This window comes from Sphingomonas oleivorans (genome assembly GCF_003050615.1).
Lineage (GTDB): Bacteria > Pseudomonadota > Alphaproteobacteria > Sphingomonadales > Sphingomonadaceae > Sphingomonas_H > Sphingomonas_H oleivorans.
Map to the genome: position 1 here is coordinate 32,630 of NZ_NWBU01000007.1, position 23,765 is coordinate 56,394.

The 23,765-nt window shown below is 66.3% G+C and carries 28 protein-coding genes and 1 tRNA gene; 12 read left to right on the forward strand and 17 right to left on the reverse strand.

Annotation, left to right across the window (positions count from 1 at the left end; all coding sequences use genetic code 11):
- Positions 1 to 53: 53 nt before the first annotated feature.
- The 10 genes from CLG96_RS08360 to CLG96_RS08405 all read right to left on the reverse strand — a co-directional run bounded on the left by CLG96_RS08360 (position 54) and on the right by CLG96_RS08405 (position 7,440).
- Positions 54 to 956 (reverse strand): hemolysin family protein, encoded by a 903-nt coding sequence (locus tag CLG96_RS08360; RefSeq protein WP_107967434.1) that lies wholly within the window; start codon positions 954 to 956, stop codon positions 54 to 56.
- Between the two features lie 23 nt (positions 957 to 979).
- Positions 980 to 1,495 (reverse strand): rRNA maturation RNase YbeY, encoded by a 516-nt coding sequence (gene ybeY, locus CLG96_RS08365; protein WP_107967435.1) that lies wholly within the window; start codon positions 1,493 to 1,495, stop codon positions 980 to 982.
- A 51-nt stretch (positions 1,496 to 1,546) separates the two neighbouring features.
- Positions 1,547 to 2,545, reverse strand: a complete 999-nt coding sequence (locus CLG96_RS08370) for a PhoH family protein (protein WP_107967436.1) — start codon at positions 2,543 to 2,545, stop codon at positions 1,547 to 1,549.
- 124 nt (positions 2,546 to 2,669) lie between these two features.
- Positions 2,670 to 3,998 (reverse strand): tRNA (N6-isopentenyl adenosine(37)-C2)-methylthiotransferase MiaB, encoded by a 1,329-nt coding sequence (gene miaB, locus CLG96_RS08375; RefSeq protein WP_107967437.1) that lies wholly within the window; start codon positions 3,996 to 3,998, stop codon positions 2,670 to 2,672.
- Positions 3,999 to 4,050: 52 nt separating this feature from the next.
- Entirely contained in the window at positions 4,051 to 4,473 is a 423-nt protein-coding gene (locus tag CLG96_RS08380) for a Fur family transcriptional regulator (RefSeq protein WP_107967438.1), read from the reverse strand.
- A gap of 181 nt (positions 4,474 to 4,654) precedes the next feature.
- On the reverse strand, positions 4,655 to 5,068 hold the full coding sequence (locus CLG96_RS08385) for a Ros/MucR family transcriptional regulator (RefSeq protein ID WP_107967439.1): 414 nt from the start codon (positions 5,066 to 5,068) through the stop codon (positions 4,655 to 4,657).
- 86 nt (positions 5,069 to 5,154) lie between these two features.
- Positions 5,155 to 5,646: a GNAT family N-acetyltransferase gene (locus tag CLG96_RS08390; RefSeq protein ID WP_107967440.1), complete on the reverse strand. Its 492-nt coding sequence runs from the start codon at positions 5,644 to 5,646 to the stop codon at positions 5,155 to 5,157.
- Complete coding sequence (gene tsaB / locus CLG96_RS08395; protein ID WP_243395700.1) at positions 5,643 to 6,251, reverse strand: tRNA (adenosine(37)-N6)-threonylcarbamoyltransferase complex dimerization subunit type 1 TsaB; 609 nt, start codon at positions 6,249 to 6,251, stop codon at positions 5,643 to 5,645. The genes CLG96_RS08390 and tsaB overlap by 4 nt, the downstream gene beginning before the upstream one ends.
- Positions 6,252 to 6,255: 4 nt before the next feature.
- Positions 6,256 to 6,846: a malonic semialdehyde reductase gene (locus tag CLG96_RS08400; protein ID WP_107967442.1), complete on the reverse strand. Its 591-nt coding sequence runs from the start codon at positions 6,844 to 6,846 to the stop codon at positions 6,256 to 6,258.
- 21 nt (positions 6,847 to 6,867) lie between these two features.
- Positions 6,868 to 7,440, reverse strand: a complete 573-nt coding sequence (locus tag CLG96_RS08405; protein WP_107967443.1) for a NifU family protein — start codon at positions 7,438 to 7,440, stop codon at positions 6,868 to 6,870.
- A 203-nt stretch (positions 7,441 to 7,643) separates the two neighbouring features.
- On the opposite strand from CLG96_RS08405, the gene CLG96_RS08410 reads away from it, so the two are divergent.
- A complete protein-coding gene (locus CLG96_RS08410; RefSeq protein ID WP_107967444.1) occupies positions 7,644 to 7,880 on the forward strand; it encodes a hypothetical protein in 237 nt (78 codons plus the stop codon).
- 41 nt (positions 7,881 to 7,921) lie between these two features.
- On the opposite strand, the gene CLG96_RS08415 is transcribed toward CLG96_RS08410, so the two are convergent.
- From CLG96_RS08415 to CLG96_RS08425, 3 genes are read right to left on the reverse strand one after another with little or no spacing between them, the layout of a single operon-like run.
- Positions 7,922 to 9,451, reverse strand: coding sequence for a DHA2 family efflux MFS transporter permease subunit (locus CLG96_RS08415; RefSeq protein WP_107967445.1), 1,530 nt, complete (start codon positions 9,449 to 9,451; stop codon positions 7,922 to 7,924).
- 12 nt (positions 9,452 to 9,463) lie between these two features.
- Positions 9,464 to 10,639 carry an HlyD family efflux transporter periplasmic adaptor subunit gene (locus CLG96_RS08420; RefSeq protein WP_107967446.1) on the reverse strand — a complete coding sequence of 392 codons (1,176 nt, stop codon included), beginning with the start codon at positions 10,637 to 10,639 and terminating at the stop codon, positions 9,464 to 9,466.
- A 4-nt stretch (positions 10,640 to 10,643) separates the two neighbouring features.
- On the reverse strand, positions 10,644 to 12,068 hold the full coding sequence (locus CLG96_RS08425; protein WP_107967447.1) for an efflux transporter outer membrane subunit: 1,425 nt from the start codon (positions 12,066 to 12,068) through the stop codon (positions 10,644 to 10,646).
- Positions 12,069 to 12,253: 185 nt separating this feature from the next.
- Between CLG96_RS08425 and CLG96_RS08430 the strand changes: the two genes are divergently transcribed.
- From CLG96_RS08430 to CLG96_RS08440, 3 genes are all read left to right on the forward strand, one after another.
- The gene (locus CLG96_RS08430) at positions 12,254 to 12,787 is read left to right on the forward strand and encodes a TetR/AcrR family transcriptional regulator (protein WP_243395701.1); all 534 of its coding nucleotides are present in this window, start codon (positions 12,254 to 12,256) and stop codon (positions 12,785 to 12,787) included.
- Between the two features lie 254 nt (positions 12,788 to 13,041).
- Positions 13,042 to 14,163, forward strand: a complete 1,122-nt coding sequence (locus tag CLG96_RS08435) for a CDP-alcohol phosphatidyltransferase family protein (protein WP_107967449.1) — start codon at positions 13,042 to 13,044, stop codon at positions 14,161 to 14,163.
- 43 nt (positions 14,164 to 14,206) lie between these two features.
- On the forward strand, positions 14,207 to 14,644 hold the full coding sequence (locus tag CLG96_RS08440) for an HIT family protein (protein WP_107967667.1): 438 nt from the start codon (positions 14,207 to 14,209) through the stop codon (positions 14,642 to 14,644).
- Here the strand turns inward: CLG96_RS08440 and CLG96_RS08445 are convergent.
- Positions 14,616 to 15,350 carry a phosphocholine cytidylyltransferase family protein gene (locus tag CLG96_RS08445; RefSeq protein WP_107967450.1) on the reverse strand — a complete coding sequence of 245 codons (735 nt, stop codon included), beginning with the start codon at positions 15,348 to 15,350 and terminating at the stop codon, positions 14,616 to 14,618. The genes CLG96_RS08440 and CLG96_RS08445 overlap by 29 nt on opposite strands.
- Before the next feature lie 83 nt (positions 15,351 to 15,433).
- Between CLG96_RS08445 and CLG96_RS08450 the strand changes: the two genes are divergently transcribed.
- Both CLG96_RS08450 and CLG96_RS08455 read left to right on the forward strand, forming a co-directional pair.
- Positions 15,434 to 16,231: an NTP transferase domain-containing protein gene (locus tag CLG96_RS08450; protein ID WP_107967451.1), complete on the forward strand. Its 798-nt coding sequence runs from the start codon at positions 15,434 to 15,436 to the stop codon at positions 16,229 to 16,231.
- 104 nt (positions 16,232 to 16,335) lie between these two features.
- Positions 16,336 to 17,652, forward strand: a complete 1,317-nt coding sequence (locus CLG96_RS08455; protein WP_133175381.1) for a hypothetical protein — start codon at positions 16,336 to 16,338, stop codon at positions 17,650 to 17,652.
- A gap of 7 nt (positions 17,653 to 17,659) precedes the next feature.
- Here CLG96_RS08455 and CLG96_RS08460 read toward each other — a convergent pair whose 3' ends face one another.
- Positions 17,660 to 18,304, reverse strand: a complete 645-nt coding sequence (locus CLG96_RS08460; protein ID WP_107967453.1) for a DNA-3-methyladenine glycosylase family protein — start codon at positions 18,302 to 18,304, stop codon at positions 17,660 to 17,662.
- A gap of 80 nt (positions 18,305 to 18,384) precedes the next feature.
- On the opposite strand from CLG96_RS08460, the gene CLG96_RS08465 reads away from it, so the two are divergent.
- Positions 18,385 to 18,702: a 2Fe-2S iron-sulfur cluster-binding protein gene (locus tag CLG96_RS08465; protein ID WP_107967454.1), complete on the forward strand. Its 318-nt coding sequence runs from the start codon at positions 18,385 to 18,387 to the stop codon at positions 18,700 to 18,702.
- 7 nt (positions 18,703 to 18,709) lie between these two features.
- On the opposite strand, the gene rlmB is transcribed toward CLG96_RS08465, so the two are convergent.
- Entirely contained in the window at positions 18,710 to 19,456 is a 747-nt protein-coding gene (gene rlmB / locus CLG96_RS08470; protein ID WP_107967455.1) for a 23S rRNA (guanosine(2251)-2'-O)-methyltransferase RlmB, read from the reverse strand.
- 260 nt (positions 19,457 to 19,716) lie between these two features.
- Between rlmB and CLG96_RS08475 the strand changes: the two genes are divergently transcribed.
- Positions 19,717 to 19,802: transfer RNA gene (locus CLG96_RS08475), tRNA-Tyr, on the forward strand.
- A gap of 86 nt (positions 19,803 to 19,888) precedes the next feature.
- Here the strand turns inward: CLG96_RS08475 and CLG96_RS08480 are convergent.
- Positions 19,889 to 20,377 (reverse strand): Ros/MucR family transcriptional regulator, encoded by a 489-nt coding sequence (locus CLG96_RS08480; RefSeq protein ID WP_107967456.1) that lies wholly within the window; start codon positions 20,375 to 20,377, stop codon positions 19,889 to 19,891.
- Between the two features lie 198 nt (positions 20,378 to 20,575).
- On the opposite strand from CLG96_RS08480, the gene CLG96_RS08485 reads away from it, so the two are divergent.
- From CLG96_RS08485 to CLG96_RS08500, 4 genes are all read left to right on the forward strand, one after another.
- Positions 20,576 to 20,866 (forward strand): hypothetical protein, encoded by a 291-nt coding sequence (locus tag CLG96_RS08485; protein WP_107967457.1) that lies wholly within the window; start codon positions 20,576 to 20,578, stop codon positions 20,864 to 20,866.
- A gap of 134 nt (positions 20,867 to 21,000) precedes the next feature.
- Positions 21,001 to 21,996 carry a cysteine synthase A gene (locus CLG96_RS08490; protein ID WP_107967458.1) on the forward strand — a complete coding sequence of 332 codons (996 nt, stop codon included), beginning with the start codon at positions 21,001 to 21,003 and terminating at the stop codon, positions 21,994 to 21,996.
- Positions 21,997 to 22,081: 85 nt separating this feature from the next.
- Positions 22,082 to 22,369 carry a hypothetical protein gene (locus CLG96_RS08495; protein WP_243395702.1) on the forward strand — a complete coding sequence of 96 codons (288 nt, stop codon included), beginning with the start codon at positions 22,082 to 22,084 and terminating at the stop codon, positions 22,367 to 22,369.
- Positions 22,370 to 22,404: 35 nt separating this feature from the next.
- Positions 22,405 to 23,643, forward strand: a complete 1,239-nt coding sequence (locus CLG96_RS08500; protein ID WP_107967459.1) for a Gldg family protein — start codon at positions 22,405 to 22,407, stop codon at positions 23,641 to 23,643.
- The last annotated feature ends 122 nt before the right edge of the window (positions 23,644 to 23,765 follow it).

Here is a 23,765-nt window from a genome sequence, read left to right on the forward strand (position 1 = left end):
GTGCGGCTCCCGCCTCCTTCGATTGCGCACGGAACTAATGCAAGTTGCGTGGGCTATTCCTCCGCCGGCACGGCGATCGGCGGATGCAGCCTCAGTCGCGTCACCCGGCGCGTGTCGCCTTCCGTCACTTCCAATTGCCAGCCGCTCGGATGATCGACCACCTCGCCCGGCTGCGGCACATGGCCGGCGAGCACCGAGGCGAGGCCGCCGAGCGTGTCGACATCCTCCTCTATCTCGGCCAACCGGGGATCGATCGCCTCGGCCACATCCTCCAGCTCGGTGCGCGCATCGGCTTCCCATAGTCCGTCGTCGAGCGGCACGAGCAACTCGGCCGCCGCCTCGTCATGCTCGTCCTCGATGTCGCCGACGATCTCTTCGACCAGATCCTCGATCGTCACCAGCCCTTCGGTGCCCGAATATTCGTCGAGCACGATGGCGAGATGGGTGCGCGTCGCGCGCATTTCGGCGAGCAGATCGAGCACGCCCATCGATTCCGGCACATAGCGCGGCTCGCGGATCAAAGGGGCGATCGTCGCCGGCGGCGCACGCGTCTCCGCCAGGATGGTGAACACATCCTTGACGTGGACCATGCCCACCACGCTGTCCAGACTCTCGCGATAGACGGGCAGGCGGCTATGCTCCGCCTCGGCGAAGGTCCTGACCAGATCGGCGAAGCTGATCGTCTCGGCCACCGCCACTATGTCCGCCCGAGGCACGCAGATCTCGCCCACCGTGCGTTCGCCGAAATCGAGCAGGTTGCGCAGCATCTGGCGCTCGACGGGCGAAAGATCGCCCTGCGTCGGCGCGTCGCCCTCATGCTCCTCGATCGCTTCCTCGATCTGGTCGCGGAGCGTGGGCTCGCTCTCGCCTCCGAAAAGCAGGCTGCGAAGGCCTGCCCACAATCGGCCGCCGGGTTCGTCGGTGGACCGGGCGCTGCTACTGGAATCGTCGGGCATGGCTGTGTGTGTCGGGTCCCTGTTCAGGCGTCGTCTTGGATTGCATAGGGGTCGTCGATGCCGATCGAGGCGAGTGCGGCGCGCTCGATATCTTCCATCGCCTCCGCTTCGGCATCCCCTTCTTCATGATCATAGCCTAGCAAATGGAGGGTGCCGTGGACAATCAGGTGCGTCGCATGGGTTTCCGTCGGCACCTGCTTCTCCGCCGCCTCGCGCATGGTGACGCCATGCGCGAGCACGATATCGCCCAGCAGCACCTCGCCATCGTCCGAATCGTCCAGCGCATCGAGCATGTCGCGCTGGATCATCGGGAAGGACAGCACGTTGGTCGGCTTGTCCTTCCCCCGATAGTCGCGGTTGAGGATGCGCACCTCCTCGTCGTCGGTCAGCCGCACCGAGATTTCCGCCGCGAAGGGGCGCTCGACGATCCAGCCATAGGGGCTCGCCTCCAGCGCCGCGCGCACCGCGCGGTCCGCCAGCGCCTTCCAGTCGGTCGCCCCGTTCCAGCCTTCCTCGATCGAGACTTCGGCTTCGATCATGCCTGTCCTGTTCCTCGCTGTTGATCCTCTCCCGCCTGGGGCAGAGGGGTTTTAGGCGTCGTCCGGCCCTTCATAGGCCTCCACGATCCGCCCGACGATCGGGTGGCGCACCACATCGGCTGCGCCGAAACGCACGGTGGAGATGCCCTGTATCCCCTCCAGCCGGGCGACCGCATCCGCCAGCCCCGACTTGCCGATGTCGGGCAGGTCGATCTGCCTGGGGTCGCCGCAGATCACCATCCGGCTGTTCATGCCGAAACGGGTGAGGAACATCTTCATCTGCGCGGGCGTGGTGTTCTGCGCTTCGTCCAGGATCACGAAGGCGTCCGAAAGCGTGCGGCCGCGCATGAAGGCGATCGGCGCGATCTCGATCTCGCCCGATGCGATGCGCCGCTCCACCTGCTCGGTCGGCAGCATGTCGTAAAGCGCGTCGTAGAGCGGGCGGAGATAGGGATCGACCTTCTCCTTCATGTCGCCCGGCAGGAAGCCCAGTCGCTCGCCCGCCTCCACCGCCGGGCGCGACAGGATCAGCCGGTCGACCGTGCCCTGGATCAGCTGTTGCACCGCCTGTGCCACCGCCAGATAGGTCTTGCCCGTGCCCGCCGGGCCCAGCGCGAAGATCATGTCGGCGCGGTTGAGCTCCTCCATATAGCGGATCTGCGTCGTGGAACGCGGCACGATGGTCTTCTTGCGCGTGCGGATCATCACCGCCGGCGGCTGGGACACGTCGGCGCGGATGATGCCATCGAGCACCGGCTCGGCCGACATGGCGATCACGCCCTCCACCGCGCCCGCGTCGATATCCTGTCCTTGCACGATGCGGTTGTAGAGCCCGGTCAGCACCTCGCGCGCGCGCGCGGTATTTTCCGCGAAGCCCTCTATCTGGATCTTGTTGCCGCGCGCCGCGATGTAGACGCCCAGCCTATTCTCTATCGCCACCAGATTCCGGTCATATTCGCCGAACAATCGGCCCAGAAGCTGGGGCTTGTCGAAGATGATCTCGAGCCGGGCGCGATCGCCGGCCTGTGCGGGAACGGGCTTGCGGGACATCAACTCTCCTTGGTCGGACCCATCGGCCGAACGCCTCGGAAGGAGGAGTCCGGTCCATGCAAGGTGCGGTTTTCGCATCGCGCTTGCAATGGCTTCGCGTCCGCCCCGGAAACAATATAGGAAGTTAGGCCGCGCGCCTTTCGGCGAGCGCGCCGCCCACGCTGTTCGGCCCGGCCGAAACGATCTCGACCTCGATCATCTCGCCGATCGCCGCCGGCGTCTCGACATGTACGGATTGCAGCCAGGGCGATTTGCCGATCCGCTGCCCCGGCTTCTTGCCGTCGCGCTCGATCAGCACCATCGTCCTGCGGCCGATCGTCGCGCGATTGAAATCATGCTGCTGCTCGTTGATCAGCGCCTGGAGCCGCTGGAGCCGCTCGTCCATCAGGGACTCCGCCACCTGATCTGCCATCGTCGCCGCGGGCGTGCCGGGGCGGGGCGAATATTTGAAGGTGAAGGCCTGCGCATGGCCGACGGCGCGGACGATATCGAGCGTCGCCTCGAAATCCGCGTCCGTCTCGCCCGGAAAGCCGACGATGAAGTCGCCCGAAATGGCGATGTCCGGCCGGCTCGCGCGGACCCGCTCGATCAGCCGCAAATAGCTTTCGACCGTATGGCTGCGGTTCATCGCCTTCAATATGCGGTCGCTGCCCGCCTGCACGGGAAGGTGCAGGAAGGGCATCAGCTTCTCGACCTCGCCATGCGCGGCGATCAGCCCATCCTTCATGTCGTTCGGATGGCTGGTGGTGTAGCGGATGCGGCTTAGCCCCGGCAGCCGATCGAGCGCACGGATCAGCCCGTCCAGCCCCTGGCGCCGGCCGGTCTCGTCCTCGCCCTCCCAGGCGTTGACATTCTGGCCGAGCAGCGTGATCTCCTTGGCGCCCGCATCGACCAGCGCCTTCGCCTCGTCGATCACGGCTGCCCAGGGCCGCGAAACCTCCGCGCCGCGCGTATAGGGCACGACGCAATAGGTGCAGAATTTGTCGCAGCCTTCCTGCACGGTCAGGAAGGCGGTCGGCCCCTGCCTGCGCCGCTTGGGCAGCGCATCGAACTTGGAGGCGATCGGCATGTCGGTGTCGATCGCGCGGCCCGTCTGCGCGGCCTTCACCATTTCGGGCAGGCGATGATAGGCTTGCGGGCCGACGACGATGTCCACCGCGGGCGCCCGGCGCGGTATCTCCGCCCCCTCGGCCTGGGCGACGCAGCCGGCGACCGCGATCATCGGCGACGTGCCATCCTCGCGCTTCAGCCGGCCAATGTCCGAATAGACCTTCTCCGCTGCCTTTTCGCGGATATGGCAGGTGTTGAGGACGACCAGATCGGCATCCTCGCCCTGATCGACCGCCGAAAGCCCCTCGGCTTCCAGCAGCTCGGCCATGCGCGCGCCGTCATAGACGTTCATCTGGCAGCCGAACGACTTGACCTTGAAGGTCTTGGGGGCGGAGCGAGTCATGCGCAGGGCCTATAGGCGAGGCGGAGCGGCTGCGAAAGCAGGCGGCGCCCCGTCAATCCTCCCGCGCAATGGCGACGCCGTAAAGCTCCATCCGATGATCCACCAGGCGGAAGCCCAGCTTCTCCGCGATGCGACGCTGGAGCGCTTCCAGCTCGGCATCGACGAATTCGATGACATCGCCGGTCTCGACGTCGATCAGATGGTCATGATGCGATTCCGGCGCCGCCTCGTAGCGCGCGCGCCCGTCGCCGAAATCATGGCGTTCGAGAATGCCGGCATCCTCGAACAGCCGCACGGTGCGATATACGGTAGCGATGGAAATGCCCGGATCGATGGCGGCGGCACGCGCGTGCAGCGCCTCCACGTCGGGATGGTCCTCGGCCTCCGAAAGGACGCGCGCGATCACGCGGCGCTGTTCGGTAATGCGGAGGCCTTTGTCGGCGCAGAGCGCTTCGACGTCGATTTTGCGGGGCATGCTATCCTTGCTCGTCGCGGTTTGCCGTTCGGCGAGAGCCCAGAGGTAGTGATTTTTGATGCCGGAAGGAAGCCGTCGAGGGACGGGCAGGGCCGTTTTTCGCCAGCTCCCCCCTTCGGAAAGGGTGGAATCGGCCCGGCAATCGACCCTGCGCGCCGTTCCCCCAAAAAACCGGCGGGGCTCAGCGCCGGCGGCGCTTCGTGCCCAGCCCGATCTTCTTCGCCAGCGAGCGGCGCTGCTCGGCATAGTTGGGCGCGACCATCGGATAATCGGCCGGCAGGTTCCACTTGGCGCGATATTGTTCCGGCGTAAGCTGATAATGCGTCATCAGGTGGCGCTTGAGCATCTTCAGCTTCTTCCCGTCCTCGAGGCAGACGATATAGTCCGGCTTGATCGAGGCGCGGATGGAAACCGCGGGCTCCTGCTTCAGCTCCGGCTCGGCGACTATGCTGCCAAGCGTCGCAAGCGCATCATGGACATTCTGGATCAGGGCAGGAACATCGGAAACGGACACGCTGTTGTTGCTGACATGTGCGGAAACGATATCAGCCGTGAGCGCGATCAGCGTATCCGCTAGGTCGCTTTCTTCAGTCATTTCTACGAACCTCTTGAGTTTAATGGTCAAATATCGACAGATATGACCATCGCGGACCCTCTAACCTTTTGGTAAGGGATTACAAGTTATTTCCGATGAAATGTGTACCGATCGTCGATCAGCAATGAAGATGCCAAGGTAAGTGCGTCGAATAGCTGACCGTCCCGGCCTCTATAATATCCGCGTCGCCGTCCTACTTCGCTAAAACCAGCGGATTGGTAGAGAAAGAGTGCTTTATTGCCATGACGCACCTCGAGATGCAGACGCTCCGCACCTTGCTGCCGTGCAAGTTCGCGTGATCGTTCAAGTAATGCCCGGCCTATCCCGCGTCCCTGATAGGCTGGGCGCACGCCCAGCAGCAGCAGTTCGGCCTCGTCGCATATGACGCGGTTGAGCGCGAAGCCCGCCGGCTCGCCGTCGACCGTCGCCAACGTCACCCATACGCCGGGTAAGGTCATCAGGCCCTGGCATTGCGGCTTCGTCCATGCTTCCCCGAACGCCGCGTCGAAGGCTTCGTCCATCGTGATCATCATTTCTTCGACGTCACGAATTCCGCCTTCGCGCAGCGCGATGCTCATGACGGCAGCTTCGCGTCGGGCGCGCGGCCATAGAGGGGCGCGGGGGCCAGGCTCGCCAGTGCTTCGGGCAGCAGCAGAAGGTCCGCCGCGCGGGGGAGCGCGTCTTGCGCCTCGCCGAAGCCGCGCGCCGCGATCAGCGCCGCCGCGCCCGATCCATGGATGCGCGGCTCACTGATCTGCGCCGCGGCCAGTTCGGGCGGCAGTGAGGCGAGGGGGGCGAGCGGCGCCAGCGGGTCGGCTGCAAAACGCTGCACGAACAATTCGCCATGGCCGCCCGTCAGCGCCACGGCGACGCTCCCGCCTTCCTTCGCCGCCGCCGCCGCGACCAGCGCCAGTGAAGAAAAGCCCCGCACCGCCACGCCCCAGGCGAGCCCCAGCGCACGCGCGGCGGCGAGCCCCACGCGCACGCCCGTGAAGCTGCCCGGCCCGCAATCGACCAGGATGATATCGGCGCGGCCCCCGTCCGGCAGCTCGGCGATCATTGGGATCAACCGCTCGGCATGGCCGCGGCCAACGATCTCGTGTCGCTCGGCCACCAGCGTGCCGTTGTCGATCAACGCGACCGAGCAGGCCGCCGTCGCCGTCTCGATGGCGAGAATGCGCACGGCCTCAGACGATCTTGCTGACTTCCTCGAAGGAAAGGCGCGGCAGCCGATCGAAGATCGTCGAAGGGTCGCCATAGCCGAGCGTCGAGATGAAGTTGGTCTTGATGGATGTGCCGGCGAAGAATTCGCGGTCGATCGCTTCCTTGTCGATGCCGGACATGGGGCCCGTGTCGAGGCCCAGCGCACGCGCGGCGATGATGAAATAGGCGCCCTGAAGGCTGCTGTTGCGGAATGCCGTATCCGCGATCATCGTCTCGCTTCCGACGAACCAGCTGCGCGCGTCGGCGTGGGGGAAGGTCTTGGGCAGATTGTCGTAAAATTGCATGTCCATGCCGATGATCGCGGTCACCGGCGCCTTGCGGATCTTCGTGGCATTGGTGCTGGATGCAAGCGCGGCGAGCCGATCCTTCGCCTCCTGGCTCACGCACCAGATGATGCGTGCGGGCTCCGTATTGGCCGATGTCGGCCCCCATTTCATCAGATCGTAAATGGCGCGGAGCTGCTCCTCGCTGACCGGCTTGTCCTGATAGCCATTATAGGTCCGCGCGGTGCGGAAGATGCGATCGAGCGCATCGTCGGAAAGCGGTTCGGCCATAATTCCCCCTGGTCGGATAAGTCAGGCAGCGCGGACTTCGGTTACTTCCGGCACATAATGTTTCAGAAGCGTTTCGATACCCTGTTTCAGCGTCGCCGTGGAGGAGGGGCAGCCCGAGCAGGCGCCGTGCATGGCGAGATAGACGGTGCCGCGATCGAAGCCGCGATAGACGATGTCGCCCCCGTCGCGCGCGACGGCCGGGCGCACGCGCGTCTCGATCAGATCTTTGATTTGCGCGACGATGTCCGCATCCTCGGGATTTTCGGGAAAGGCCGCATTCTCGTCGATATGGATGCCGCCGGCGCTTCCGGGGCGGAACAGCGGTGCGTTGCTCGCGAAATGATCGAGCAGCACGCCCAGTACCTGCGGCTTCAGGTCGCGCCATTCCGTGCCCGCGCCGGCCGTGACCGAAACGAAGTCGCGCCCGAAGAACACGCCTTCCACATCGCCCAGCGCGAACAGCGCCTCGGCGAGCGGCGATGCTTCCGCCTCTTCCGGATCGGCGAAGTCGCGCGTGCCGCCGTCCATCACCGCGCGGCCGGGAAGGAATTTCAGCGTGGCGGGATTGGGGGTGGTTTCGGTCTCGATCAGCATGTCCGCGCATTTGGGGGGAAAGCGCGCCCGGATCAAGGCCGGTGCGCCCGGTCGGGCAATGCCATCGCCAAGCCCGCCCTCCTTTCCTGACAGGAAGCTTACAGCCGGGTTCCGCGGCCGTTCAGCAACGGCCTCCTAATTCCGGGCTTCTGTGCGGGGCCGTGCCTCCAGCGCGCCCGCACATCGAGAGAGGATCGAGGATCATGGCGAGCAGGATGCTCAGGGCCCGGCATAACCATCCATGGACGGCGGAGGCGGACGCCGATCTTGCGGCACGCATCGCGCGCGGCGATCTGTTGCCCGATATCGCCCGCGCGCTCGAGCGCAGCCAGGAGGCGGTGCGCAGCCGGGCCAATATCCTGAGGCTGCCCGTCCGCTCCTCCCCCGGCCGCGGCCGCCGGGTGATCGCCTCCCCCCTCGCATCTGCGGCGGAAGGCTGAATTCACCTGAACCGTCGCCCCGGCGAAGTTTAGGTAATCCCTTAATGCGCCGCGCTGGTGTCAACCGCGCGCCTGGGCCTGGGCACCAGCCAGATCAGCATCGCCGCGATCATGAAGATGGCCGATGCCAGCGCGAAGATATAGGTCGTGGCGAGCGTGATGCTCTCCTGATCCACCAGCCGTTCGATCAGCGCGCGCGACTGTTCCTGCGTGAAGCCGCGCGCCGCCAGCGCGGCCGGCACCTCCTGCCCGGCATGGAGCAGGCCGGACAGTTCCGATCGTTCCATCTGCGCGCGATTCTGCCAGATGGTCGATGCGATCGCGGTGCCGACCGCGCCCGCCAGCGTCCGCACGAAGCTCATCACGCCCGCCGCCGATGCCGTCTCCTCCACCTTGACCGCCGCAAGCGCGAGGATCGTCAGCGGCACGAAGAAGAAGGGCATGCCTATGCCCTGCAGCAGTTGCGGCAGCGCCAGCGTCCAATAATCCGCGCCCGTCGTCCAGAAGGTCCTGAGCGATGTGGCGAAGCCCAGCCACAATATGCCGAAGCAGACGAGGTAGCGCGCATCCACCTTGGGCGCGAGCCGCCCCACGACCGGCGAGAGTATGACCGCGAACATGCCGATCCAGGCCGTCGTCTTGCCCGACCATGTCGCGGTATAGCCGAGCGATCCCTGCAGCCATTGCGGCAGCACGACGACGGAGGCGAAGAAGGTGCCGAAGGCGAAGCCGAGCGCCAGCACGCTCGCCGAGAAGCCGCGATGGCGGAACACGCGCAGGTCCACGATCGGATGCTCCTCGGTCAACTCCCAGATCATGAAGGCGACGAAGAAGATCGCGGCGATGGCCGCCAGCGCCACGATCATTGGCGATCCGAACCAATCATGCTCGCGCCCGGTGTCCAGCATGATCTGGAGCGCGCCGACCCAGATGATCAGCAGCGCGAGCCCGATCCTGTCGATCCGCGCCTTCATCGCCGGCGTCTCCGATTTTCGGAGCAGCCGCCATGCGGCCATGCTGCAGAGCAGGGCCACGGGGATGTTGATGAAGAAGATCCAGTGCCAGGAATAATTGTCGCTGATATAGCCGCCCAGCAGCGGCCCCGCGATCGGCCCCACCACCGTTGTCATGCCCCACATGCCCATGGCCGCGCCATGCTTTTCCTTGGGAAAGACGCGCAGCAGCAATGTCTGGGAGAGCGGCATCAGCGGCCCGCCGCAAAAGCCCTGGCCGATGCGGCAGAGGACGAGCATGGTGAGGCTCGTCGAAAGGCCGCACAGCACCGAAAATATGCCGAAGCCGATCACCGCGAAGACGAAGGTCCTGACCGCGCCGAAACGCTGCGCCAGCCAGCCGGTCAGCGGCACGCAGATCGCCTCCGCCACCGCATAGGAGGTGATCACCCATGTCCCCTGCGTCGGCGAGATGCCGATGCTGCCCGCGATGTGCGGCACGGCGACATTGGCGATGCTCAGGTCCAGCACCACCATGAAGTTGGTGATGGAGAGCACCAGCCCTGCGAGCAGCAGCGCGGGGCCGCTCAGCGGCGTGGACTGAGAGGGCGATGCCATGGCGGGGGCTCCTCAGCGCCGTGAGACGTCGATCTCGGCTTCCATCGACAGGCCGACGCGCAGCGGATGCGCCTTCAGCTCGCGGGGATCGAGCGAGATGCGCACGGGCAGGCGCTGCACCACCTTGATCCAGTTGCCGGTCGCATTCTGCGCGGGGATGATCGCGAAGGCCGATCCCGTGCCGCCCGCAAAGCCGACGACATGGCCATGATAGGTGACGTCGCCGCCATAAAGGTCGGATATGAGCTCGACCGGCTGGCCGGCGCGCACCTTGGCGAGCTGACCTTCCTTGAAATTGGCATCGACATACATGGAATCGAGCGGCACGACCGACATGATCGGCGTCCCCGCCGCGACGCGCTGGCCCACCTGCACCTGGCGCTGCGCGATCACGCCGTCGATCGGCGCGCGGATCACGGTGCGCGCGAGATCGAGCCTGGCCTGGTCGAGCCGGGCGCGCGCGGCGGCCACTTCGGGATTGGTCGCGAGCGTCGTGCCGCGCACCAGCGCCTCATTGGCGTTCAGTTCGCCTTCCGCCGAGCTGCGGGTCGATTGCGCCTGCGTGACGGCGGATTGTGCCACGATCAGCTTGGCGCGCGCCGCGGCGAAGGCGTTGGTAGCACTGGTCAGCTCATCGCCCGAAACCGCGCCGGAGCGTGCAAGCCGCTGGCGCCGGTCGAGGTCGATGCGTGCCTTGTCATAATCGGCCTCAGCCTCGATCAACTGCGCGCGCGCCCGGGCGATGTCCGCCTGGCGCGCGGCGACCTGCGCCTGGAGCGCGCCGCTGGTCGCGCGCGTCTGGCTGAAGCGGCGTTCGGCCGTCATCAGCTCGGCCTCGGCACGCGCCACCGCGATTCGCGCGTCGGAATCGTCGATCGTGACGAGAATGTCGCCCCGCCGTACCCTTTGGGTGTTGGCCACCCGCACCGTCGCGACCGGCCCCGCCACCAGCGGCGTCACTTGCGCCGTGTCCGCGCCGACATAGGCATTGTCGGTCGAGACATGATTGGCACCGATAAAATGCTGGTAGAGCCAGAATAACGCCCCCAGCAGCAGCACGACCACGGCCAGCCCGCCGAGCAGCTTCTTGCGCTGCGCGTTGCGCGGCGTGGCGCGATTATCGGGGGCGGCAGGCGGCCGGTTGGCGCGGGCGTCCTGGGCGATATGCGGCTCGGGCTGGTCGGCCATCGGCTTATCCTTGGGTCTGCGAAGAGGTGAAGCCGCCGCCCAGCGCGCGGATCAGCGCCACGTCGAGCGTGAAGGCGCGCGCGCGAAGGTCGGCGACGGTGCGACGCGCGCCGATCAGCGCCTGTTCGGCGCTCAGCACGTCGAGATAGGTGGAAAGTCCGCCTTCATAGCGGAGCTTGGCGATGGAGTAAGCGGCCTCGCTGTCGGCCAGCGACTGGCTGGCCTCGCGCAGGCGCGCGTCCAGCGCGCGCTGGCTCGTCGTCACGTCCGCCACGTCGCGTACCGCCTGGATCAGGGTCCGGTCGTAAGTGGCGACGGCCTCGTCATATTCGCCCCGCGCCGCGCGGTAGCTGCCCGAAAGCCGCCCGCTCTGGAAGATCGGCAGGCTGATCGCGGGGCCGACATTGCCATAGGTCGATCCGCTGTCGGTCAGGTTGGAAAGCCCCAGCGACTGCAGGCCGATCAGCCCCGTCAGGTTGATGTTCGGGTAGAAGTCCGCGCGGGCCACCTTGATCCGCTCGGCCGCTGCCGTGGCGCGCGTGCGCGCGGCGGCGATATCCGGCCGGCGGCCGACCAGATCGAGGCCGATCGAGGCCGGCAGGCCGGCGGCATGCAGCGTCGCGATCGCGGGGCGGCCGATCACCAAACCCCGGTCGGGTCCCGCGCCGGTCAGTGCTGCGATGCGGTTGCGGGTGAGCGCGATCGATTCGTCGATCGCCGCCAGATCCGCCCGTGCTGCGGGCACGGCGGCGGCGGCCTGCTTGAGCTGCCCCTGCGTGTCGAGCCCGATCTCGACCCGGTTGGTGACGAGTCTCAGGCTGTCCGATCGCACGCGCAGCGCCAGTTCGGCCACGTCGCGATCGGCATGAAGCTGCGCCAGATCGGCATAAGCGGAAGCGATGCCGGTGGCGAGCGCCAGCCGGGCCGCCGCCGTCTCGATCCGCGCGGCATCCCGTTCGGAGGTTGCGGCGCGCAGCGCGGCGCGGTTGCGGCCCCAGAAATCCAGGTCCAGCCCGAAGCTCAGCGCCGCATTGCCGGTCGATTTCCAGCCCTTGGGTACGAATTCGGCGGGAATGCCGTTATTATAGCTCTGCTTGGCCATGGCGGCACTGCCGCGCGCCTCGACCTGCGGGCCCAGCGCCGCGCCGGCCTGCTGGGCCAGGCCCTCGGCCTGCCGCAGCCGCGCCTCGGCAATGGCGATGTCGGGTGCGCCCTTCAGCCCTTCCTCGATCAGCGCGGTCAGCTGCGGGTCGCCATAGCCGCGCCACCAGCCGTCGCCGGGCCAGGCCGCCATGCCTGCCGGCAGGCTCGCCGCGCTGGCGAGCGCCTCGGGTCCGCGCGGCGCGGGCGCCCGGCCCAGATCGGGCACGGAGGCGCAGGCCGACAATGTCAGCGCGACGAGGGGGATCGCGCCTCGGAACTTGCTCATGCTTTGCTATCCGTACCGCTTGGTATGGTTCAATTGAGCTTGGCGGATGCGCTTGTCAACCGGAAAGCGTACGCTATGGTACGAAAATGCACTGCAAACGCGAAGCTCGGAAGGAAGCACGACGGCAATCGATCATTGCCGTCGCGGAACGATCATTTCTGGAACATGGCTATTCCGCTACCTCAATGTCCTCGATCGCGGCGGAGCTGGGCGGGTCGAAGGGCACGCTCTGGGGCTATTTCCCGTCGAAGGAAGCGCTGTTCGAGGCGGTTCTGGACGGCATGATTGGCCGCTTCGCCCAAGCGATGGGGGAGGCGCTGATCTTCGGCGGCGGCACGGCCGCCACGCTGCGCCGTTTTGCCATCGTCTATATGGAGAAGATAACGTCGCCGCCCGCGCTGGCGCTTCACCGGCTAATCGTCGCGGAGGTGGATCGTTTCCCGCAACTGGGGCGGATCTTCTACGAGCGGGGGCCGAAGCGGACGCGTGCCCGGCTGGCCGAATATATGGAGGGCGAGATGACGGAAGGCCGGCTCCGCCGTGCCGATCCCGCCATCGCCGCCGCCCAGTTCCTCTCGCTCTGCCTGTCGCGATGCTATTATGAGCGGCTCTGGGGGCTGGAAAATCTGTCCGACAGACCGTCCGTCACGCCCGAGATCGAAGCGGCGGTCGATTGCTTCATGCGGGCTTATGGCCCCGAAGGATGCAAGGAAGGCTGACCCGCCTCTCGTCACGGCGCAGGCTGTGCGCCGCCGGCCGATGCGCCTGGCCGCTTATTGTCACGGCCTGGCCTGCGCAGGGTTGAGCCCGCGCCCCGGCTCGGCAACGGGGGAAGGTCGCCGGGCTCGTCCGTCTTCCCCGCCGGAAGCCGGCCAATTCCGACGCTCACCATCGCGACGCTGGCGCTCTGTATCGCAGACCATATATCCGCCGGCCTTGCGCATCGCATGAATAAGATTCGGACAGGGAAGAAATGGACGCGAAACCCGAAATCCTGCTCGCCGGCGCCAATGATACGCGGCTCTGGGGGCTGACGAGCGCGGAGCGGGTCGGCCGCATCGCCGCCGCGCAGGGCCTCACCATGGCGGTCGGCTCGGACGTGCGCCTGCCGGCCCTGATCGTGAATCTGGCCTATGCCTTCGATCCGGCATGGCTGAAATATGTCGCGGCGCGGCCCAACCATGTCGTCACGCGCGGCGGCGTGCCCGTGCTCGCCCATGTCACCGATTCGGCGGCGGGCGAGGCGCTGTTCGCGATGATGGCGGAAGATCAGCCGCTCGGATCGGCCGGCAGCCTCATCCTCGTGCCGCAGGAGGATGCAGGAGGCATCGTCAATGACGAGCTGCGCAAGCGCGACACGCCTTTCATCGAGCGGCTTATTCCCTCGTCCGTTCCCGCGCTCGAACGCGCCAGCTATTTCGGCGCCTATAAGGGCGTGACGGATATCCTGACCAAATATCTCTGGCCCGAATGGGCGCTGGTGCTCACCCGCCTCGCCGCCCGCTGGCGGATCACGCCCAATCAGGTTACCGCGCTTGGCGCGCTGCTCTGCGTCGTGGCGACGATCCTCTTCTATTATGGCCATTATTGGCCGGGCCTCGCCGCCGGCCTCGGCTTCATGGTGCTCGATACGGTGGACGGCAAGCTCGCCCGCTGCACCATCACCTCATCCTGGTGGGGCAATATCTTCGATCATGGCATCGATCTCATCCATCCGCCCTTCTGGTGGTATGCCTGGGGGGTGGGGCTCGCCGCCTATGGCCGTCCGCTCGATCCTCGCACCTTCTGGATCTGCATGGGCGTGATCGTTGCCGGCTATGTCGTCCAGCGGCTGATCGAGGGCGCCTTCATCGTCCGTTTCGGCATCCACATCCATGTCTGGCGCCGCTTCGACAGCTGGTTCCGCCTGATCACCGCGCGGCGCAATCCGAACATGATCATCCTGTTCGCCAGCCTGCTCGTGGGCCGGCCCGATCTCGGCCTGATCGCGGTCGCGATCTGGACGCTGGCCTCGCTCCTCGTCCACATCGTCCAGCTCTTCCACGCGTTGATCGTCCAGGCGCAGGGCAGGCCGGTGAAGAGCTGGCTCGGCTGAACCGGCCGATCCTATATCTATGGCGGCGATGAACGGAGGGCATATGAACGAGACGATCCACCGCTTCGGCTATCCCGAAACGCTGATCGCGGAATATCCGCATTGGGTCGTGCTGCTCCGCCCGGAACAGCCGACCGTCGGCAGCCTCGTCCTCGCCGCCAAGGGCGATGCCGAGGCGTTTGGCGATCTCTCGCCCGAGGCCTTCTCGGAGCTCGCCACCGTGATCGCCGCGATCGAGCAGGCGCTCACCCAGGCGGTCAACTATCAGAAGATCAACTATCTCATGCTGATGATGGTCGATCGCCACGTCCATTTCCATGTCATCCCCCGCTATGACGGGGAACGCATGGTGGCTGGCATCAGCCTGCCCGATGCGGGTTGGCCCAAGGCGCCCGCGCTCGGCCAGTCGGTCGCGCTCGATTCCGCTCAGGTCGCGGCGCTGTGCGGCGCGATCAGAAACGCCTGGCCCAGCGCGCGGTAAGCGCGCGCGCCGCATCGACATCGGCGGGGAAATCCACCTCGGCCCATTCCTGGCCGACGATGCTCACCGTGCCGATCTCATTCTTATCGGCCAGGCTGTCGATCACCTTCAGATACCAGCTCGCCGTGCCGGCGGGCGTGTGCATGATCTCTTCCACCGCCTCGATGAAGATCTGTCGGCCCGCGCCGCGGAAGGCGAGCAGGCCGATCGATTCGGCGTTGCACTGATCCGCCGCCAGCGTCTTGCCGATCCGAAGCAGCCGGCCGTCCCTGCGCAGCACCTTCATGTCGTCCGCATCATATTCGGGCTTCTCGTCCACCGTCACGCTGATCGGCGCGGAAGCTTCGGCCAGCACCCGGGCAACCAGCTCCGGCGAGACGAGCGTGTCGCCGTTGAGCAGCAGCGTGTCCCGGTCGAACCGCTCGCGTGCCATCCAGACCGAGCCGAGATTGTCGGCGACATGGTAGAAGGGGTTGAAGAGCGTGCGAACGCCGTTGCGCGTCTCTGCCACCTCGTCCACCAGATCGGCGCGGAAGCCGGTGACGATCGTCACATCTTCGATCCCGTTGGCGGCGAGCGCGTCGAGCTGCCATTCGAGCAGCGTCCGGCCCGAAAGCTCGATCAGGCATTTGGGCCGGCTTTCGGTCAGCGGCAGCAGGCGCGATCCCTTGCCCGCGCTCAGGATGATGGCTTTGTCGATCGTCATGGGAATTCCGTTGATATGTTCGCCAACGCCTCCCGCATTTTTCCGTGGCGAAAAGATGACGAACTGCCGATAGGAACGGTCCCATGACCATCCCAAAGGCCAAGTGGACCGCCATCCTCCTCGCTGGGCAGCGCCCCGGCACCGATCCGCTCGCCGCCCAATTCGGCTTGGAAAAGAAGGCGTTGGTCCCGATCGCGGGGCAGCCGATGCTCGGCCATGTCGCGCGCAGCCTGCTTGCCGTCCCCGCCTTGGAAAGGATCCTGATCCTCGCCCAGGGTGCTAACGAACTGCTCATCCAGGATCTCGCCTGGCTGGCCGACGAGCCCCGCATCGCCGTGGCGGACAGCGCGTCGGGCATCTCCGCCAGCATCGCCGCCATCGCCGGAACGGATGCCGCGCCCTGGCCGGTCCTCGTCACCACCGCCGATCATCCGCTGCTCACCCCGGCGATGATCGAAACCTTCCTCGCCGGGACGGAGGGCGCGGATGTCGCGGTCGGCGTCGTCGGCCGCCGCACGCTCATCGCCGCCTATCCCGAAAGCCGCCGCACCTGGCTGCGTTTCTCGGACGATTTCTATACCGGCGCCAATCTCTTCGCGCTCACCTCCGCCCGCGCCGCCCGCGCGCTCGCTGCCTGGAGCGAGGTGGAGCAGGATCGCAAGAAGGCGCTGAAGCTCATCTGGCATTTCGGGCCGCTCCTCGCGCTGCGCGCGCTCACCCGCACCATCTCGCTCGGCCATGCCATGGCGATCGCCGGCCGCCGGCTCGGCTTCGTCGCGCGGCCGGTCGCCTTGCCCTTCGCCGAAGCTGCGATCGACGTCGATAAGCCGTCCGATCATGTGCTGGCTGAACGCATCCTGCGAGCCCGTTCGGACGACTGACCCGATCTTTGCGGCGGTCTGTCGGTTGCGCGGCTCGCAATTAAGGCCGCAAAAGGCTATGAGCCGGCTGGGCGGTTTCATTATCGGGATGAGGGGCAAACGGCTTGGTATCGACAGGTCGGTTGGGGCTGAAGGGTGCGATGTTTCGTGTCCAGGCCGGCGCAAATGTGCGGTCGGGGATTTCCGCTAAGGATTGGACGGAGCGGGCCGACCGGACGGAACAGGCGCGGCCTTCCATCTGCTTTCTGTTCAATGCGCAGCTTCATCAATTGCTCCATGGCATCACCACCGCGGCCGAACTCGCCCGGCGCGGCGATGTCGATGTTCATGTCATGTCGGTCAGTCGGGAAAATCTGGCCTATGCCCGTGCGCTCGTCGCCCGGATGGGCGGCGCGCCGATCCGCTTTTCCTTGGCCGGGTCCGAGCTGCTGCGCCTGATCGCGAGGATGACGGGTTCGTCGATCGCGCCCAAGATGCTGACGCTCGCCGCGATCGCACCCGCCATGCGCCGCTTCGATGCGATCGCGCTGCCGGAACGCACCTCGATCGCGCTGCGCAAGCTCGGCGTCCGTCGCACACGCTTCATTCATATCGATCATGGCGCGGGCGATCGCGAGGTCGGCGTCGATCCGCGCATCGCCAAATTCGATTTCGTGCTGATGGCGGGCGAGAAGCAGCGCGAGCGGTTCGAGCGGGCGGGGCTGATCCGTCCGGGCGATCATGCCATAGTGGGCTATCCCAAATTCGATGCGGCGGATGCGATGCGCGATCCCTGCTGGCGCCCGTTCGACAATGATCGGCCGATCGTCCTCTACAATCCCCATTTTTCCGATCTCGGCTCATGGGATCGTTTCGGCGTCCAGCTTGTCGCCGCCTTTGCCGCGCAGGATCGTTACAATCTGATCCTCGCGCCGCATGTCCGCATGTGCGACAGCGCCGCCAAGCGCGCCCGGACGATGGCGCTCATCGCGCCCTATGCCGATCTGCCCCATATTCATGTCGATCTGGGATCGGATCGCTGCGTGGAGATGAGCTACACGACGATTGCCGACGTCTATGTCGGGGACGTCAGCAGCCAGGTCTATGAATATATTCGCAAGCCCGGCCCCTGCCTGTTCCTCAATGCCAATGGCGTCGATTGGCAGGGGGACGAGAATTATGGCCATTGGCATTTCGGGCCGGTGCTGGACGATGTCTCGGCGATCGTCGCTGCGGTCGACGCGGCGCGCGCCAGCCTGCCCTTGTTCGAGGGCGAGCAGCGGAGGCGTTTCGACGCCACCTTCGATCTCGGCGAAATTTCCTCCTCGCGTCGCGCGGCCGATGCGATCGCCGGCTTCCTGCATCGCGAGGTCGGGTCGCGCGCGGCGCTGCCGGCTCCGACGCGCGGGTTGATCGCGGGGGCGCGGCGGGCGGCGCCCTGAAGTCCCGTCAGAGCGGGCTCGCACCCTCTTTGGCGCTCTTCGCGGCATTGGCATAATGATGCCAGGTGAAGATTGCCGCCGTGCCGCGATGCGGCCGCCAGCCTTCCGCCAGCGCGCGCGTCTGCCGCTCCGAAGGCCGTTCCTCCAGCCCCAATATCCGCCCCGTTTCGATCTGCACGGCAAGGTCGCCCGCCGGCCAGACGTCGCCGCGTCCCTCCGCGAAGAGCAGGTAGATTTCCGCCGACCAGCGGCCGATGCCCTTGATCCGCACCAGCGCCGCGATCGCCTCCTCATCATTTTCCGGCAGATGCGTCAGGTCGAGCGTGCCGGACGCGATCTCCTCGCCCAGGCTCTTCACATAGGCGATCTTCTGCCGCGACAGTCCCGCGCCGCGCAGCAGCTCGTCGGGTGCGGCGGCGATCGCCGCCGGATCGAGCTCCGGCCCGATCGCGGCCTGGAGCCGGGCGAAGATGGCGTTGGCGGAAGCGACGCTGACCTGCTGGCCGATGATCGTCCTGAGCAGCGTTTCATGGCCGCGGGGGCGGATGCGCGGCGCGGGATAGCCGATCCGCTCCAGCCCCCGCGCAAAGGCCGGTTCGATCCCGGCCAGCGCGTCCATCCCATGCCTGATCTGCTCGGCCGACAGGCCCATCCTCGTCTCCCTGGCTTGATTTCGTGGGCCTGCCGCGACATAGCACCCGCCACCCTGGGGCCGGACCAAGAGGAGCCATAATGCCGAAGCTGATCGTCGTCACCCGCGAAGGCGAAGAGATGGAGCTGGAGGGCGAGGCCGGCCTGTCGGTGATGGAGGTCATCCGCGACAACGGCATTGACGAGCTTCTGGCGCTGTGCGGAGGCTGCTGCTCCTGCGCCACCTGCCACATCCATGTCGATCCCACCTTCGTCGATAGGCTGCCGCCGATCAGCGATGACGAGAGCGACCTGCTCGACAGTTCGGATCATCGCAACGAAACGTCGCGCCTGTCCTGCCAGGTGGTTTTCGGAGACGATCTGGATGGTCTGAAGGTCCGGATCGCCCCCGAGGATTGATCCTTTTTCAGCCGCCGCGCGTCGCGACCGCGTAGAGCGAGATCGCGGCCGCGTTCGACACGTTCAGGCTTTCGACGCGCGAGCTGATCGGCAGGCGGGCGAGTTCGTCGCAATGCGCCTCCGTATTGGCGCGCATGCCTTCGCCCTCGGCGCCGAGCACCAGCGCTATGCGTGCCTCGCCGATTGTTTCGGCCAGGGTCTTCGGGCCCTTGCCGGTCAGGCCGATGCGCCAGAAGCCGGCTTCGGCTATCTCGTCCAGCGCGCGCGCGAGGTTCACGACGCGCACCCACGGCACCAGCTCCAGCGCGCCCGACGCGGCCCGCGCCAGCGCGCCCGATTCGGGCGGAGCGTGGCGATCCTGGGTGATGATCCCCAGCGCGTCGAACGCCGCGGCCGAGCGCAATATCGCGCCCACATTATGCGGATCGGTCACCTGATCGAGGATCAGCAGCGGACGGCGGTCATCCTGTCCCTGCTCCAGAAGGTCGCCCAGCCATAGGTCGGGCAGCGGATCGACCTCGATCACCAGCCCCTGATGCGGCGCATCCTGCGGCACCAGCCGGCCGAGATCGGCGGCGTCGGCATAGGTCACGGGAATCACCGGCGGCAGGTCGAGCGCGGAAAGCGCCTCGCGCGTGCCCCACATGCGGCGCACGGTGCGGTTGGGATTGGCGAGCGCCGCGATCACGGCATGGCGGCCCCAGAAGCGGGGGCGGCCGGCGGCGGGGGTGGATGGTCTATGTCCTCTGCGCATGGCGCACGCTTTTCCACGTGGCCGTTCCGCGGGCAAGGCAGGATATTCCGAAGCTTGCGCCGCGCTGGAGAGTCTCTCACCTGGCCGCGCTCACCCTGAGTTGTCGAAGGATGCCGGGATTCATCCGAGGCTCGATATGGGCTTCGGCAGCTCAGGGTGGGCGCGATGATTCAATCAGATGGAAGTCGATCTAAAAGCGCAGAGCGGCGTTGACAGGCCGCCAGCCTTTCGCCATTGAGCGCGCCTCGCTTCGGGGCGCCGGACAGGTGGCCGAGTGGTTAAAGGCAGCAGACTGTAAATCTGCCCGCGTGAGCGTACGCTGGTTCGAATCCAGCCCTGTCCACCACCGCCCCGAAGCGTTCCCGCCCGCAGGAGGGCGGCTCTCCCATCCGTGCCGAACCTCTCCGCCGTCCGCCTGGCTGTCGGTCGTGCTCAGGCCTTGGCCTTGGAGCGTGTCCTGGAGCGTCGCGGCGCCACATCCTGTTCCGGCTCGCTTTCCGATTCGCTCTCATCGGCCTGGAGGGCGGCCTTGCGCCCGAGACCGATGGTGCGGGCAAGGTCGCGCCGGGCCTCGGCATAGGCGCTTGCCACCATCGGATAATTGGCCGGCAGGTTGAAACGCTCGCGATATTGTTCCGGCGTCAGGCCATGTTTCTGCAGATGGCGCTTGAGCATCTTGTAAGGTTTGCCGTCGATCAGGCTGACGATATGGTCCTTGGACTTGAGCGAAGCCCGTACCGAAACGGCGGGGGAATGTTGCGGCCCGTCGGGTTCGGCCGTTCTTCCCAATCCACCGAGCGCGTCATGCGTGTTGCGGATAAGATCGGCGACCTCGTTGGTGCTGATCCGATTATTCGCCACGAAGCTCGATACGATTTCCGCCGTCAGGCTGACCAGCGTTTCATTTTGATCTTGCTCCACTGCTGTCACTCCCCTCGTTATGAAATGCTGTCCAGCTCAAAAGATTATCACTGCACATCCCAATGTAATGAAAAGACCCTATCCAGAACAGGGCGGCGGGCCCCGGACTTTTTACGGTCGGCATTACACCGGCGCGGTCCATGGCGGAGCGGCGGCGTTCCGGGAGAGGGGATTCAGAAAGGAAGATGGTTCGGCCGCATGATGACGGTCGATGGCGCCGGGCATTCCGCTTTCCTTGCGGCGGCGCGGCCGGAACAGGAGGCCCCTTTGCGGCTGCTTTCAGGGTGCGGGTGGGGCAGGGGCGTCGTTGCCGCGCCCCTGCCAAGCGACGGGCGGGTTCTTTCGATCCAACTTTCCGGGTTGGCGATCGTCGAGCAGATCGATACGCCGCATGTCGCGATCAATGCTGCCAGTGCCGCTCCGTTCATCATTCCGCGCTTCCCCTCTATCTTGCAGCTCATTGCCGTCTTTAATGTGAATGGAGGCTAGCATACTTGGCATAGCCAATTTTGTTTCTTTGTCGTTACTATGATATGCTTGGCCGGCCTGTCGCAATTGGGGCTAGGGCGGGTGCAAGCGAAGCTCGCTTGCGGCGCCGATGCGGGCTCGTCTATCGCTCGCTTATGGCTATCCGCAATGCGCCCGACGCGCTCGCCCTCATCGGCAATACCCCTCTCGTCCGGCTGAAAGGCCCCAGCGAGGCGACGGGATGTGAAATCCTCGCCAAATGCGAGTTCATGAATCCCGGCGGCTCGGTGAAAGACCGCGCTGCGCTCTTCATCGTCCAGGATGCGGAGGAGCAGGGGCTGCTCAGTCCCGGCGGCGTGATCGTGGAGGGCACGGCCGGCAATACCGGCATCGGCCTCGCGCTGGTCGGCAATGCCAAGGGCTATCGCACGATCATCGTGATGACGGACACGCAGAGCCGGGAAAAGCAGGATACGCTTCGCGCCCTGGGGGCCGAGCTGGTGCTGGTCGCACCCGCGCCTTATTCGAATCCGGCCCATTATGTGCACACCTCCCGCCGCATCGCGGAGGAGACACCCAATGCGCTCTGGTCCAACCAGTTCGACAATATCGCCAACCGCATGGCGCATATCCGCACCACCGCGCCCGAGATATGGGAGCAGACCGGCGGCCGGATCGACGGCTTCACCTGCGCCGTCGGCACGGGCGGCACGTTGGCGGGCGTCGGGCTGGGGCTCAAGGAGCGCAGCGAGGATGTGGTGATCGCGCTCACCGATCCTTATGGCGCCTCGCTCTATAATTTCTACGCGCATGGCGAACTCAAGGCCGAGGGCAATTCGGTCGCCGAGGGCATCGGCCAGAGCCGCATCACCGGCAATCTGGAAAGCGCGCCCATCGACACCCAGTTTCGCATCTCGGACGAGCAGGGGCTGGAGCAGGTCTATTCGCTGCTCCAGAATGAGGGGCTGTGCGTCGGCCTGTCTTCGGGTATCAATGTCGCCGGCGCGATCGCGCTCGCCCGCGAGCTGGGGCCGGGCAAGACGATCGTCACCATATTGTGCGATTCGGGAATGCGTTATCTCTCGACGCTGTTCAATCCTCAGTGGCTGGCGGCCAAGGGCCTGCCCATTCCGGAATGGCTGCGGCGATAAACCGGGTTCGACATGCGACGGACCGTTTGATACACTGTTCTTTGCTGGTCGCCTCCAACTCCGGGGGCGTTGGGAAAAGGTACGGATGCAAAGGGTTCGCATCGGTCTGACCGGGCTGGCCTGCGTTTTTCTGGTGGTGCTGCTGGCCGCGGCCTTCATTGGTTTTACGCATGAGGACGCGGTAACGACGGTGACCACCGTTTCGGGTAGCGGCGCGAAGGCGATAACGCGCGAGGCGTCGGCCGAGGGCGCGCCGCGCGATCCGCTGGCCGAACTGGGCGTGGCGCCCGGCAATGCGCCGGAGGAGCCCGCGCCGGCGGAGTCGCCGCCGCCGCCGGCTCAATCGCAGGCCGGGTCCGGCACGGAACGCTGAAGGCAGGTCGCAACATAGCGCTATCGCTGGTCGCGGTGGGGGGCTTCGCTCTCGCCGAGCTGGCGGTCGCGTCCATGTTCGGCGCCTTCGTCGCGCGCGATCGGGCGGAAATCGCGCTGTTCGTCGCGTTCCGGCCCTGGCTGCTCGCGGGGCTCGCGCTTGTCCCGTCGTCTCGCCCATGGCGGCTGCGCTGGGGCATCTATGCCGCGGCCCTGCTGCTCGCCTCGGCGGGGGAGGCTTTGCTCGTCCGGCTGCTCGGTGGGCGCTGGCCGCTCATGGAAGGCGCGCGTGCTTTGGCGGCCGCGCTGCTGCTCCTCGTCCCGTTCGATCTTGTGGCGATCCTGTTTCGGCGCTGGCTCGGCAAAATCGGCCTGCCGCTCGCCGGATTCGTCTTGCTGGCGCTGCTCGCGCTGCCCGGCCCCCTGACCCTCTATGCCTGGCTTGCCTTGCCCGGCGAGCGTGCGTCCCCGTCCGTGCGGCCGCCGCTGGGCGTGCTCACCGGCCTGCCGCTGCTATGGGGCGAGGGCGGCGTTGCGGCTGCGCTATCGGGCAAGGCGGTGCCGGCGATCCGCGCGCTTCTGGATCGGCGTTTCATGCTCCATCCCGTCGATGTCGCGCAGGACGAGGCGCTCGCGCCCGTGCGGCTGCTGCTCGTCGCCCAGCCGCACCCGCCGGGGCCGGCCGGGCTCGTGGCGCTCGATGCCTGGATGCGTGGCGGCGGCCGGGCGTTGATCCTCACCGATCCGGCCTTGCTCTGGCATTCGGATCATCCGCTCGGCGATCCGCGCCGGCCGCCGCGCGACGATGGCTTGGGCCCGTTGCTCGCCCATTGGGGCCTGCGGCTCGATCCGTGCCCCGAACGGCTGCTCGTCCGCGATTTACGATTGTCCGGCATGTCCCGGCGCCTTGCCTTCGCCGCCCCCGGCCGCTTCACCGCGACCGGATCTGCCTGCACCACCGCCGATGAGGGGCTGCTGGCCGAATGCCGGATCGGGCGGGGCAGGGCGCTGCTCGTTGCCGATGCCGATCTGCTCGACGATCGGCTGTGGGTCGGGCCGGGCCCGCTGGGCGCGCATCGCGCGGGGCGCCTTGCCGACAATGGCCCGTTCGTTCGCGACGGTCTGGCGCTGCTCGGCGGCATGTCGGTGCGCGATGACAGGGTGGACTGGATCGTCCGTCCCGATCGAATCGTTATGGCCTTCGCCGTCGCATCCGCCCTGCCGTTGCTCCTCGTCCTGGCCGGACTGCTGCTGCGCTTGCGTCGCTATTCCTGACGACGATCGCGCCTTCAAATAGTTTCCACCAAAGTTATCCACAGGCTCCAGGATTGGACAAAGCAGGAACGATGGCGGTTTTGCGCCATTTCCCACAGTTGACCACCAATTTGGTCCCCGCG